This is a genomic window from Meridianimarinicoccus aquatilis, from assembly GCF_004358675.1.
GTDB lineage: Bacteria > Pseudomonadota > Alphaproteobacteria > Rhodobacterales > Rhodobacteraceae > Meridianimarinicoccus > Meridianimarinicoccus aquatilis.
On sequence record NZ_SMZO01000007.1, the window covers coordinates 1 to 13,219 of the forward strand.

General features: G+C 60.5%; 11 protein-coding genes and 1 pseudogene. 7 read left to right on the forward strand and 5 right to left on the reverse strand.

Annotated elements, in window-relative coordinates; genetic code table 11:
• Positions 1 to 771 (forward strand): annotated as a pseudogene (locus E2L05_RS04445) (chromosome segregation protein SMC); the annotation flags it as partial.
• 24 nt (positions 772 to 795) lie between these two features.
• Here the strand turns inward: E2L05_RS04445 and E2L05_RS04450 are convergent.
• A complete protein-coding gene (locus E2L05_RS04450; RefSeq protein ID WP_133341691.1) occupies positions 796 to 1,491 on the reverse strand; it encodes a GntR family transcriptional regulator in 696 nt (231 codons plus the stop codon).
• Positions 1,492 to 1,600: 109 nt separating this feature from the next.
• On the opposite strand from E2L05_RS04450, the gene uxaC reads away from it, so the two are divergent.
• From uxaC to E2L05_RS04480, 6 genes are all read left to right on the forward strand, one after another.
• A complete protein-coding gene (gene uxaC, locus E2L05_RS04455) occupies positions 1,601 to 3,007 on the forward strand; it encodes a glucuronate isomerase (protein ID WP_133341692.1) in 1,407 nt (468 codons plus the stop codon).
• A 102-nt stretch (positions 3,008 to 3,109) separates the two neighbouring features.
• Positions 3,110 to 3,934, forward strand: coding sequence for a 5-dehydro-4-deoxy-D-glucuronate isomerase (gene kduI / locus E2L05_RS04460; RefSeq protein ID WP_133341693.1), 825 nt, complete (start codon positions 3,110 to 3,112; stop codon positions 3,932 to 3,934).
• Entirely contained in the window at positions 3,931 to 4,677 is a 747-nt protein-coding gene (kduD, locus tag E2L05_RS04465) for a 2-dehydro-3-deoxy-D-gluconate 5-dehydrogenase KduD (RefSeq protein ID WP_133341694.1), read from the forward strand. Before kduI ends, kduD begins: the two co-directional genes overlap by 4 nt.
• Positions 4,655 to 6,106, forward strand: coding sequence for a mannitol dehydrogenase family protein (locus E2L05_RS04470; RefSeq protein ID WP_133341695.1), 1,452 nt, complete (start codon positions 4,655 to 4,657; stop codon positions 6,104 to 6,106). The genes kduD and E2L05_RS04470 overlap by 23 nt, the downstream gene beginning before the upstream one ends.
• Positions 6,107 to 6,183: 77 nt before the next feature.
• Complete coding sequence (gene deoC, locus E2L05_RS04475) at positions 6,184 to 7,137, forward strand: deoxyribose-phosphate aldolase (protein WP_133341696.1); 954 nt, start codon at positions 6,184 to 6,186, stop codon at positions 7,135 to 7,137.
• 9 nt (positions 7,138 to 7,146) lie between these two features.
• Positions 7,147 to 9,528, forward strand: a complete 2,382-nt coding sequence (locus tag E2L05_RS04480) for an aldehyde dehydrogenase family protein (protein ID WP_133341697.1) — start codon at positions 7,147 to 7,149, stop codon at positions 9,526 to 9,528.
• Positions 9,529 to 9,594: 66 nt separating this feature from the next.
• Here the strand turns inward: E2L05_RS04480 and rfbA are convergent, their stop codons facing one another.
• Genes rfbA through rfbC form a run of 4 tightly spaced genes read right to left on the reverse strand, consistent with a single transcriptional unit; the run spans position 9,595 to position 12,935 of the window.
• Positions 9,595 to 10,470 carry a glucose-1-phosphate thymidylyltransferase RfbA gene (gene rfbA, locus E2L05_RS04485; RefSeq protein WP_133341698.1) on the reverse strand — a complete coding sequence of 292 codons (876 nt, stop codon included), beginning with the start codon at positions 10,468 to 10,470 and terminating at the stop codon, positions 9,595 to 9,597.
• A complete protein-coding gene (gene rfbD, locus E2L05_RS04490; protein ID WP_133341699.1) occupies positions 10,467 to 11,330 on the reverse strand; it encodes a dTDP-4-dehydrorhamnose reductase in 864 nt (287 codons plus the stop codon). Before rfbD ends, rfbA begins: the two co-directional genes overlap by 4 nt.
• Positions 11,327 to 12,367, reverse strand: a complete 1,041-nt coding sequence (gene rfbB, locus E2L05_RS04495) for a dTDP-glucose 4,6-dehydratase (RefSeq protein ID WP_133341700.1) — start codon at positions 12,365 to 12,367, stop codon at positions 11,327 to 11,329. The genes rfbD and rfbB overlap by 4 nt, the downstream gene beginning before the upstream one ends.
• A 4-nt stretch (positions 12,368 to 12,371) precedes the next feature.
• The gene (gene rfbC, locus E2L05_RS04500; RefSeq protein WP_133341794.1) at positions 12,372 to 12,935 is read right to left on the reverse strand and encodes a dTDP-4-dehydrorhamnose 3,5-epimerase; all 564 of its coding nucleotides are present in this window, start codon (positions 12,933 to 12,935) and stop codon (positions 12,372 to 12,374) included.
• Between the last annotated feature and the right edge of the window lie 284 nt (positions 12,936 to 13,219).

Consider the following 13,219-nt stretch of genomic DNA (forward strand, 5'->3'; position numbering starts at 1 on the left):
ACGGTGGATGCCGCGCTTGAACGCATGCGTGAAGAGACCGAACTTACGCCGGATATACTGGTTCAAAAGCTCGACGGAGCGCACGAGCAAACAATTTCAGTGCCTGAGTTGGAGGCGACAATTGCGCGCCTGCGCCGGTCACGCGATGCACTGGGGTCGGTGAACCTGCGCGCGGAAGAAGATGCGCGCGCGGTGCAGGAAGAATATGATCTGCTGGTTTCTGAGAAGGCCGATCTGGAAACGGCAATTGAAAAGCTCCGCGCCGGGATCAATGGGCTGAACCGCGAAGGGCGCGAAAGGTTGCTGACCGCGTTCGAGCAGGTCAATACCAGTTTCGGCACGCTCTTTTCCCATCTGTTCGGTGGCGGTGAGGCGCGGCTGGTTCTGGTGGAAAGCGACGATCCGCTCGATGCTGGGTTGGAAATCATGTGCCAACCACCGGGCAAGAAACTGTCTACGCTGAGCTTGCTTTCGGGCGGCGAGCAGACCCTGACGGCACTGGCGCTGATCTTTGCGGTGTTTCTGGCCAACCCAGCGCCGATCTGCGTGCTCGACGAAGTCGATGCGCCGCTCGACGATGCCAACGTGACCCGCTTTTGCGACATGCTTGATGAAATGACCCGCCGTACCAACACGCGGTTTCTGGTCATCACGCACCATGCCGTCACGATGAGCCGGATGGACCGCCTTTTTGGGGTTACAATGGCAGAGCAAGGCGTCAGCCAGTTGGTCAGTGTTGATCTGAAAGTGGCCGAACAACTGGTAGCCTGATCGCGGTTTGCGAGGCGTTAGCGGTCAGGATGCGTCGAAATACGTGGCATGTTCTGTGCGGGTTTGCTCCAGCGTTTGGCGTATTTCACCTAAATGTTCGCGGATTTGGCGTTCGGCGGCATCCGCATCCCGTTTTATCATCGACGCGACCAGGTGGCTGTGCTGCCGGTACACTGTTTGCCTGCGGGTTTCCGACAAGGTCAGGAAGCGCACACGATCCATGTGTGCCTTTTGCTCCAGGATCAGATCCCATGCGTGGGTGTGACCCGCAATGCGGCAGATATCTTCGTGAAACGCCTCGTCGAGCGCATGAAAGACGCTTTTGTCTTTGTTGTTCAGTGCTTCGTGCTGCTGGCCAAGGCTTTTTCGCAACGCGCCCGCATCCGCGTCTGTCAGGCGGTCGATGGCGTGACGAACGCATTCCACCTCCAGTGCGATGCGTACAAAGACAGCGTCCAGCACGGCCTGTTCCGAGATTTTGGTCACCAGTGTCGCGCGTTGTGGACGGATCGCCAGAAAGCCGAGTTTTGAAAGCCGGAAGAACGCATCGCGCACGGGCTGACGGGACACGTCCAGTTTTTTGGCGATGTCAGCCTCTGACACCTTTGTGCCGGGCGCAAGTTGAACGGAAATCAGCGCCGCATGAAGCGCGTCGAACACCTGATCGGTCGCGGTCTGGTTCGGCAATAACGTAAGCGGCTGGATGGGCAGGTCTGACATCTCGGGTCCGTCGTGAGGAGCGACCCTTCGCAGTATAGGGGATTTCATCTTTGACACAACTACTAGACTAGCATATTAGCATTTTAGATTGCTGATCTGGAGCCGCTGAATGCCTCTGACTGACCCTGATCGCCTGTTTCCAGTAGAGCCGACCCTGAGGGGGCTTGCGCGGGCGCTTTATGACAGCGTTGCGAACCTGCCGATCATCAGCCCCCACGGTCACTGCGACCCGCGCTGGTTTGCTGAAAACGACCGCTTTCCGAACCCTGCAGAGCTGTTTGTGATTCCGGATCACTACGTTTTTCGAATGCTGGTCAGCCAAGGCGTGCCGATGACTGATCTGGGTGTGCCGCGCGTCGATGGCGGCGCGACGGAAACCGACCCGCGCAAGATCTGGCGCTGTTTTGCGGATCATCAGCATTTGTTCCGGGCGACCCCTTCGGCAATGTGGCTCGATCATTCTCTTGAACATGTGTTCGGCGTGGATGTGGCGCTTTCGCCCGACACGGCTAATGACATTTACGACCATATCGACGGCAAGTTGGCAGCGCCCGAGTTTCGCCCTCGTGCCCTGTTCGAGAGTTTCAAAATTGATGCTTTGGCGACGACCGAGGGTGCGCTGGATGATCTGCATTGGCATCGCCAGATCCGCGAGAGCGGCTGGAAAGGCCGGGTCGTGACGACCTATCGTCCCGATGCGGTCGTCGATCCAGAGTTCGAAGGCTTTGCCGACAATGTGGCCGAACTGGGTCGGATTACTGGCGAAGATACATCAACTTGGGCCGGTTATCTTGCGGCCCACCGCGCCCGGCGGGCCTATTTCAAAGAGTTCGGGGCCACAGCATCAGATCACGGACACCCGACTGCCCGCACCGAAGACCTGCCTCCGGACGCTGCCGAAGCTTTGTTCTTCAAGGCTTTACTTGGCACCTGCACCGCCGACGAGGCTGACGCATTTCGGGGGCATATGCTGACCGAAATGGCCCGGATGAGCCTTGAGGACGGGCTGACGCTGCAAATCCATCCCGGATCGCGCCGCAATCACAATGCCGCTGTCTTTGCGCGTCACGGGCGCGACCGGGGTTTCGATATTCCGGGACGGACTGACTATGTGGCCGCGCTGAAGCCGCTACTGGGCGCGGTTGGGATGGAGCCGGGGCTGACAATTATCGTCTTTACGCTGGACGAAACCGCCTATGGTCGCGAGTTGGCGCCGTTGGCGGGAGCCTATCCGGCATTGAAACTGGGTCCGCCGTGGTGGTTCTTTGACAGCTACGAGGGGATCAAGCGGTTCCGCGAGACGACGACGGAAACTTGCGGGTTCTACAACACGGCCGGATTCAACGATGACACGCGGGCGTTCTGTTCCATTCCGGCGCGCCATGATGTGTCTCGCCGGTCTGACAGCGCCTATTTGGCGAACTTGGTGGCGACGGGGCGACTGCGCGAAGCGGATGCCTTCGAGGTCGCCCATGACCTTGCCTATGGCCTTGCAAAAACCGCGTATCAACTTTGATCAAACAGGGTCTAAGCCCGCGATTCTGCCACGTTGCCTTGATACTATCCCGGACCGGGCAAGTCCCGGACTGGCTGAATGAATACCCTTGAAGGAGCTAAAATGACCGACGCTGAAACCCGCTATGCCATTGATCCTGCATCCGCAAAGGGGCTTGATACACAGGGTCTGCGCGATCACTTCCATGTGGGAGGCTTGTTTGAAGCAGGTCAGATCCGGTTGGTCTATTCCCACTATGATCGTCTGATTGTTGGCTCTGCCGTACCGGATGGGGGGGCGTTGACGTTGGATGGCGTGCCTCAGACCGGGACACCGTCGATATTGGACCGGCGCGAAATGGCGGTTCTGAATATCGGCGATGCCGGGGATGTGTCGGTCAGCGGCGAAACCCACACGCTGGGCCGGGGCGAAGTTTTGTATATCGGCCTTGGGGCAGGGCCGGTGACCTTTTCGGGGACCGGGCGATTTTACATCCTGTCGGCCCCGGCGCACCGCACGTGCCCAACCCGTCATATCCGTGTGGCAGATGCCCGCCGGGTCGAACTTGGCGCAAAAGAGACCGCGAATGAACGGGTCATCATCCAAATGTTGCACCCTGATGTGTGCGAAAGCTGCCAGCTTTTGATGGGTTACACGCAATTTGCCGAAGGGTCTGTCTGGAACACGATGCCGGCCCATACCCACGACCGCCGAATGGAAGCATATCTTTATTTCGACATGGCCGAGGGGCAGCGTGTGTTCCACCTCATGGGTCGGCCTGACGAGACGCGCCACATTGTTATGGCAAACGAAGAGGCGGTCATATCCCCGCCTTGGTCGATCCACGCAGGCGCGGGTACTGGCGCGTACACGTTCTGCTGGGCGATGGCCGGTGACAATGTCGATTTCACCGATATGGACATGGCCCCGATGGAGTCGCTGCGATGAGCGATCCGTTCCGCATTGAGGGGACCCGCGCGCTTGTGACAGGGGCAAATACCGGCATCGGGCAAGCCATTGCCGTGGGGTTGGCCGCCGCTGGGGCGCATGTGATCGCCGCAGGGCGCAGGTCCTGCGCGGAAACCGTGGATCTGGTGACGCAGGCTGGTGGCAGCGGCGAAGAGGTGACATTTGATCTTGCCGACCCGGCCACGGCCGCCGACGCGCTGGACGCGTTGGAACCCCTCGATATTCTTGTGAACAACGCGGGTATCATTCGCCGCGACGACTCTGTCGACTATTCCGAAGCGGATTGGGACGATGTGATGGATGTGAACCTGAAGGCGGTGTTCATGCTGTCACAGCGATTTGCCAAAGCAGCCATTGGGCGCAAAGCGGGTGGGCGAATCGTCAATATCGCCTCTCTCTTGTCGTTTCAGGGTGGCATCCGTGTTCCCGCTTATACCGCGTCAAAGCATGGGGTTGCGGGACTGACCAAGATTTTGGCCAATGAATGGGCCGCAAAGGGTATCAACGTCAACGCAGTTGCCCCGGGTTACATCGCGACCAACAACACCGAAGCCTTGCGCGATGACCCAAAGCGGTCAGCTGAAATCCTGGGCCGTATTCCGGCCGGGCGCTGGGGCGATCCGTCGGATATCGCAGGGGCGGTGACCTTTTTGTGCAGCCCGGCTGCGGGTTACGTGACCGGAGCGGTCCTTAACGTGGATGGTGGCTGGCTTGCCCGTTAAACCGCGCCTGACCCGTCGCACGCCGGTCCCGGTGACCGGGATCGTCCATCTTGGCCCCGGCGCGTTCTTCCGCGCCTTCAACGCGATTTACACCGCCGATGTGATGGCCAAGGTGGGCGGCGATTGGGGAATTTTGGCCGTCAGCCTGAAAAGCCCCACCGCGCGGGACCAACTTGCCCCCCAAGGCGGGGTGTTTACAGCCGTTGAGATGGGCGCTGACGGTGCAATCCCGCGTGTGGTTGGCAGCATTGCCAAGGTCTTGGTGGCCCCCGAAGATCCCGAAGCGGTCGTGGCGGCCATGGCGGACCCTGCTGTCAAAGTCGTCTCGTTGACGATTACCGAAAAGGGGTACTGTCACAACCCGGCGACCGGACGGCTTAACCTTGCCCATCCGGATATCATGCATGATCTGGCCGATCTGGCGCAGCCGCACTCTGCCCCCGGCTTTCTGGTGGCCGCTTTGGCGCGGCGGCGCGCGGCGGGTATCGCACCGTTCACAGTGTTGAGTTGTGACAATCTGCCGTCGAACGGGGTTTTGGCGCGGGGCATCGTGCTGGATTTCGCGCGCGCTCATGACGGGGACCTTGCCACGTGGATTGAAGCAGAAGTGCGCTTTCCAGCCACGATGGTCGACCGGATCACCCCGGCGACGACGGATGCCGACGTCGCGCGACTTGCCGATGCCGAAGGGTACACCGACCTTGCCTGCGTGCAACATGAGCCGTTTCGCCAATGGGTGATCGAAGATGATTTCACCGACGGGGCGCGGCCTGACTGGTCGGAGGCCGGAGCACAGTTCGTCGCGTCGGTCGAGGCCCATGAAACCATGAAGCTGCGCTGCTTGAACGGAACCCATTCTGCCCTGGCTTATCTGGGGTATCTGGCCGGGTACGAGACGATTTCAGACACCGTCGCAGATCCTGCCTTTGCGGCGCTTTGTGGCAAGCTCTGGCAGGACGAGATCGTGCCGACTGTTCCCCCGCCCGAAGGCGAAGATTTGTCAGCTTATTGCACGGCACTTCTGGGTCGCTATCGCAACCCGTCTATTCGGCACCGGACTTGGCAGATCGCTATGGATGGCTCGCAAAAGCTGCCACAGCGATGCCTTGGCACTTTGGCTGACAACTTGGCCGACGGGCGCGTGCCAAAGGGCCTGTGCCTCGTGGTGGCGGCATGGATGCGGTATGTGGGCGGCGTGGACGAAGCCGGTAATGTGATTGACGTGCGTGACCCACTGGCCGCACGCTTGAAAGCGCTGTCCGATGCGGCAGAGGGGTCTGGCGCGAAGGTTGCCGCGCTTCTGTCTGTGGACGAGGTGTTTCCACCCACGCTGGCCGCTGACGCCCGGTTCCGTGATGCGGTGACTGCGGCCTATGAGGCGCTTGTGTCGGAGGGGGCAAGGGGTACCGTTGCCCGATACGCAGGCTGACGTGAACGCCGCGTCGGTGTTGCAGGTTTTGCGCATCCGGGTCACTGTCAGGCTGAAGCAATCTAGACGGACACGCCATGACCCCTGATATCCCGCGTATGACGGGTACCGATTTCACCCCCAGCTGGTTTGACACCGCGCGGGTGAACCGCAGCGCTGCGGAACGGCGGGCATCCAGCCTGACCGCGCGGCGCAGCGTCAAGAAAGACTGGCAGGCGGCGTGGCTTCTCAGGGCGGTGACCTGCATTGATTTGACCACACTTGCGGGCGATGACACGCCCGGCCGGGTGCAGCGGCTTTGCGCCAAGGCGCGCCAACCCGTTCGGCCCGATTTGCTGGCGGCGCTGAAGGTGGACCCGATCACCGTTGGCGCAGTTTGCGTGTATCCCACCATGGTGCCCCATGCGGTGAAGGCGTTGGACGGGTCCGGCATTCCGGTGGCGTCCGTGGCAACCGGGTTTCCGGCCGGCCTGACGCCGCTGCCCCTGCGGCTGGCCGAAATCACCTATGCGGTGGAACAGGGCGCGGCAGAGATCGACATCGTCATCACTCGCGAGCATGTGCTGACGGGGCAATGGTCTGCGCTTTATGATGAAGTGGCCGCGATGCGCGCTGCCTGCGGCGATGCCCATATGAAAGCGATCTTGGCGGTTGGCGACCTGAAGACCCTGAGCAACGTCTACAAGGCGTCGATGGTGGCGATGCAGGCCGGGGCGGATTTCATCAAGACCTCCACTGGCAAGGAAGACGTGAACGCGACGCTGCCGGTGTCGCTGACCATGTTGCGTGCCCTGCGTGACTTCGAACAGCTGACTGGGCAAACTGTGGGGTTCAAGCCGGCGGGCGGGCTCAAAACGGCAAAAGATGCGTTGTCTTGGCTGATCCTGATGAAAGAAGAACTGGGCACCCGTCATATGATGCCGGACCTTTTCCGCATCGGCGCCTCATCGCTTTTGGGCGACATCGAACGCCAGATCGAACACCATGTCACCGGCCGGTATTCGGCTGCGAACCGCCACGCGCTGACTTGAGGATGCGCCATGCCGGATATTAGGGACATAATGCAGACCATGGAGTACGGCCCCGCGCCCGAGGACAACACAGAAGTCGTTCGCTGGCTGGACGGTCACGCCGCAGGGATCGGGCATTTTATCAACGGGGCGTTTGTTGCCCCCACCGGTCCGCTGGCAGAGGTGTGGAACCCCGCTAATGACACAGTGCTTGCAAGGCTTGGCCATGCTGGCGCACCCGAGGTGGACAGCGCCGTTGACGCCGCCCGCGCCGCGCAGCCCGCTTGGGCGGAGTTGCCTGGGCACGACCGGGCGCGATACCTTTATGCCATTGCGCGCCATATCCAGAAACGCGAACGGTTTCTGGCCGTGCTTGAGGCAATGGATAACGGCAAAACCATCCGCGAGACGCGCGATGGCGATGTTCCCTTGGCCGCGCGGCATTTCTATCATCATGCCGGCTGGGCCGAGCTTTTGGACAGCGAGTTTCCCGGTCAGGGCGCGATGGGCGTGTGCGGGCAGGTGATCCCGTGGAACTTCCCGCTTCTGATGCTGGCGTGGAAGGTTGCGCCCGCGTTAGCGGCGGGCAACACGGTTGTTCTTAAACCTGCCGATTTGACGCCGTTGTCTGCGCAGGCCTTCGCCGAAATCTGTGTCGAGGTTGGCTTGCCCGCGGGTGTTGTGAACATCGTGCAGGGCGATGGCGCGACAGGCGCGTTGGTGACCGGGCATCCGGGTGTGGACAAGGTTGCCTTTACCGGCTCGACCGAGGTCGGGCGCACCATCCGCCGCCAGATCGCCGGGTCCGGCAAGGCGCTGACGCTTGAGCTTGGCGGCAAGTCGCCCTTCATCGTGTGCGAGGACGCTGATCTTGATGCCGCTGTCGAAGGGGTCGTTGATGCAGTGTGGTTCAATCAGGGCGAAGTCTGCTGCGCTGGCAGCCGGATCCTGGTGCAGGAAGGCATCGCTGCGGTGTTCATTTCCCGCCTCAAGGCTCGCATGAGCAAACTGCGCGTGGGTGATCCGCTTGATAAGACCATGGATATCGGCGCGATCGTGTCCAAGGCACAACTGAAGCGTGTTCAGGGGCTTGTGGCGCAGGGCCAGATCGAGGGCGCAGTATTTCACGGCAACCTGGGCGATCTGCCCGCCGCCGGTAATTTTTGTGCGCCGGGCTTTTTCACACAGACAAGTCCGGCGCACACCGTCAACCGCGAAGAGATTTTTGGCCCAATCGCAACGATTATGACCTTTCGTACGCAGGATGAGGCGGTGACACTGGCAAATGACACACGCTACGGGCTGGCGGCCACGGTGTTTTCCCAAGATATCGACCGCGCCATCGGCATCGCGGCCGGGCTGAAGGCCGGTGTCGTCTGGATCAATGCGACCAACCTGTTTGATGCTGCCGCGCCCTTTGGGGGGATGCGCGAAAGCGGTTTTGGCCGCGAAGGCGGACGTTCGGGTTTGGAAAGCTACCTCAGGCCCGCATTCGCACCGTCTGGCGCACCGAGGCCTGCGCCCCGACTGTCGCCGGTAGCGCAGCCGCTTGGCGGTGAAAACGCGGGACCGGCAATTGACGTCACAGCAAAGATCTACATTGGCGGCAAGCAGGTACGTGCCGATAGTGGGCAAAGCTATACGGTCACTGGACCTTCTGGCGCGGTTCTTGGTCAGGCGGCGCTTGGCAACCGCAAGGACATCCGCAACGCGGTTGAGGCGGCAACCAAGGCCACAGGTTGGGGCGGCGTGACGGCCCATAACCGGGCGCAGGTGCTGTATTTTCTGGCAGAGAATTTGGCGCAAAGGCGATCAGAGTTCGAAACGCTGCTGGCCGTTGTTTCAAACCCAAAACAAGCCGCCGCTGAAGTGGAGGCCGCGATCCGCCGCTGTTTCTGGTACGCGGCGCAGGCCGACAAGTTTGATGGGGCGGTGCAGGCCACCAAGTCGCGTCACGTCACCTTGTCCCTGAAAGAGCCTTGGGGCGTAATGGGCGTGGTCTGCCCGGATGAAGCACCGCTTTTGTCCATGCTCTCGCTGATCTTGCCGGGGCTTGCCATGGGCAACCGGGTGGTGGCCATTGCGTCGCAAAGCGATCCGCTGGTGGCCGCGCGGTTCTATCAGGTACTTGAGACATCTGATGTACCTGCTGGGGCTGTCAATCTTGTTACTGGTCCGCAAGATGCACTGACCAAAACGCTGGCCGAACATGACGGTGTGCAGTGCCTGTGGCATTGCGGCAGTGCGGAGGCCGCGGCGCAGATCGAAAGCTGGTCCGCGGGAAACTTGAAAGCGACATGGTGCGACGGCGGCGTGATGCGGGACTGGCTCGATCCAGTGCAGGGGCAGGGCCGCGATTTTCTGCGCCGAGCGACACAAGTCAAAACAATCTGGATCCCCTACGGGGAATAGTCAGCCACGAAAAAGGGCACCGCGGCGCAACGCCGGGTGCCCGAAATTCAAGCCTTGGCCGGGGTGTTACTCGACCGCCAGCGTCTTCAGGTATTCGCCGTAGTCGTTCTTGCGATAGGTTTTCGCGGCTTCCAGAAGCTTGTCCTTGTCGATCCATCCCTGTTCGAAGGCGATTTCTTCGAGGCATCCGACTTGCTGGCCTTGGCGAAGGGTGAGGGTGCGTACGAAATTACCGGCATCAAGCAGGCTGCCGTGAGTGCCCGTATCGAGCCAAGCATAGCCGCGGCCCATCTTTTCGACGCTCAGCAGTCCTTCGTCGAGATACATTTCCAGAAGAGTCGTAATTTCAAGCTCGCCGCGGTCAGACGGTTTGACTTCGCGGGCGCGGGCGGGGGCAGTTCCATCGAGGAAATAAAGCCCGGTGACCGCGTAATTGGATGGCGGCACTTCTGGCTTTTCGATGATCTGCTCGGCCTGTCCCTCTGCGTTGAACTTGACCACGCCATAGCGTTCAGGGTCGGCCACGCGATAGCCGAACACCGTCCCGCCCGTGTCTTTGGCCCCGGCTGATGCCAGAAGTTTCGGCAGTCCGTGCCCGAAAAAGATGTTGTCGCCCAAGCACATGGCCGATGGCGCGCCATCAAGGAAGTCTTCGGCCAGGATATAGGCCTGTGCCAGCCCGTCGGGGCATGGCTGGGTGATATAGGTGATGGAGATGCCCCATTGCGACCCGTCGCCAAGCGCGCGCTTGAACTGGTCCTGATCGACCGGCGTGGTGATCATCGCGATCTCGCGGATGCCCGCCAGCATCAGCACCGAGATCGGGAAATAGATCATCGGCTTGTCATAGATCGGCAAAAGCTGTTTCGAAACGCCTTGCGTGATCGGGTAAAGCCGGGTGCCAGATCCCCCAGCAAGGATGATACCTTTGCGGTCGGTCATTTTGCGATGGCTCCAAGGTCATTGAGGATATCGGTGAGACCCGCGTGCCAGTCGGGGCGGGGCAGGCCGAACACTTCTTCGGTCAGGCTGTTATCAAGGCGCGAATTGCGTGGCCTGCGTGCGGGGGTGGGATAGCTGCTGGAGGGGATATCCACCACCTCGCAGGTGACGCCGGCCTGGCGAAAGATCTCGCGTGCGAAATCGGCCCAGCTGACATCCGGCCCGCCCGTGACGTGATAGGTGCCTGACACGGTGGCGTCGGTAACCAGCCGTTCTGCTGCCAGCAGGCAGGCATCGGCCAGATCCGCTGCCGGGGTCGGCCCGCCGATCTGGTCGGCCACGATGGTCAGCTGGTCGCGCTCTGCGCCCAGGCGCAGCATCGTCTTGATGAAGTTGTTACCATGGGCTGAGACCACCCAGGAAGTGCGCAAGATCGCGTGCGGCCCTTCGGTTCCGCGCACGGCCAACTCGCCAACCAGTTTGGTTCGGCCATAGGCGCCAAGCGGGCCGGTGGGGGCATCCACCGAAAACGGCTGCTCCCCGCTGCCGTCAAAGACGTAATCGGTGGACACCAGCACAACCGGCACACCCTTTTCCGCAGCCGCCCGCGCGATGGCGCCCGGCGTGGTGCCATTGACCGCCAAAGCCAGCTCTTCGTCGGTTTCGGCCTTGTCCACGGCGGTATAGGCTGCCGCAATGATGACGGCTTGTGCGTCGCTGTCCGTGACCATCTGTGCGCAGGTCTCGGGCTGTGTGAAATCTGCTTCGAATTCGTCGCGCACGTCAAGAACATGCGCCCCGGCCCGTCGTTGCAATTCGATGCCCAGTTGCCCGGACTTGCCGAAAACCAGAAACTTCATGCTTTAGCTCCAAGCCGTTCGCCGACGCCGGCTCGGTCCTGCAGGGCTTTCCACCACTCTTCGTTCTCAAGATACCACTGCACGGTTTTCTCAAGCCCTTCATCCAGCGTCACGGAAGGACGCCAGCCCAGTTCGGTGCGGATGCGGGTGGGGTCAATCGCATAGCGAAGATCATGGCCGGGACGGTCTGTCACAAAAGCGATCTGTTCCGAATAGGCCGTGCCCTTTGGGCGCTTTTCGTCAAGGATTGCACAGATCTTGCCGACGATGTCGATGTTCGTCGCCTCGTTCTCGCCGCCGATATTATAGGTGCGCGCGTTCTCGCCCTTTTCCAGAACGGTCAAAAGCGCGTCGGCGTGATCTTCGACATACAGCCAGTCGCGCACGTTCTCGCCCTTGCCATAAACCGGGATCGGATCACCCGCGAGCGCCTTGAGAATGACCACCGGGATCAGCTTTTCAGGGAAGTGGTAGGGGCCGTAATTATTGGAACAGTTGGTCAGCACGAAGGGCAAGCCATAGGTCTCGCCCCAAGCGCGGACAAGATGATCTGACGCCGCCTTGGACGCGGAATAAGGCGAGTTGGGCGCATAGGGCGTGTCTTCGGTGAATTGCCCGGTGGCACCCAGCGTACCGTACACTTCGTCCGTCGAAATGTGGTGGAACCGGAAGTCTGCTGGTTTGCCTGCCTTCACCCAATAGGCACGCGCCGCGTTGAGCATCTCGAAGGTGCCGTTCACGTTCGTCTCGATAAACGCACCGGGCGCATCAATCGACCGGTCCACATGGCTTTCCGCAGCAAGATGCATGACCTTGTCGGGCTTGTGTGCGTCAAAGATCCGCTCAAGCGCGGCGCCGTCGCGAATATCGGCATGCTCAAAGCTGTAAAGCGGGCTATCGGAAACCGGCGCAACATTGTCGAGGCAGGCCGCATATGTGAGCGCATCAAGGTTCACCACCTCGTGCCCGCGTAAAACTGCCAGCCGCACCACTGCGGACCCGATGAACCCGGCGCCGCCGGTTACAAGAATTTTCATGGTCTCAGTCCTCAAACACAAACGGACTGTCAAAGTCCTTTAGAAGCGGGGCGGCGGCATCTTTCGCCGACAGGATCGCGCTTGCGACATCGACACCCCAGTCGATCCCCAGATCGGGATCGTCGAACCGAACGGCCCCGTCGCAGTCCGGCGCGTAGACGTCAGAACATTTATACAAGAGTTCGCTGTCAGGTTCGAGAACAGAGAAGCCATGCAGGAACCCTTTGGGAATGAACAACTGGTTGCCGGCTGCAGCAGATAGTTCATAGGCAACCCATTTGCCGTAATGGGGCGATCCCTTGCGGATATCGACAGCCACATCCATCACCCGGCCCGCGCCGCACCGCACCAGTTTGTCCTGCGCATGGGGTGGTGCCTGAAAATGCAGCCCCCGCACAACACCAACCTCGCGCGACAACGAGTGATTGTCCTGAACGAACGTCACATCAACCCCGTGAGAGGCCATGACATCCTTATTGTACACCTCAGAGAAAAAACCTCGATCATCCCCAAAACGCCGCGGCGTCAGATGAAGAACCCCAGGCAGATCCGTTAACTCAACTTGCACAGCCAAAAACCTCTGCTCACAACAACCTCAAGGGTCTTGTAGCGAATGGTTCAGGAAAGGTCACATCGGAATTTTGGCGCAGTTCAAAGACAGATCAGACCGCGACCTTTCGGCACGATCCGGTCTGAGTGATGAAATTATGGTCAAGCCGACACGCCTTAGCCAAGAATCCAAGTCTGTTGCTATGGTGTTTCTCGCCGCCAGTTTCTAAGTTAAGCGGGACTTAGGGAGTGAGCCTTGGCCCAAAATAGTGATCAATCCGCCTCGTTCTGGACGGCAGCAAG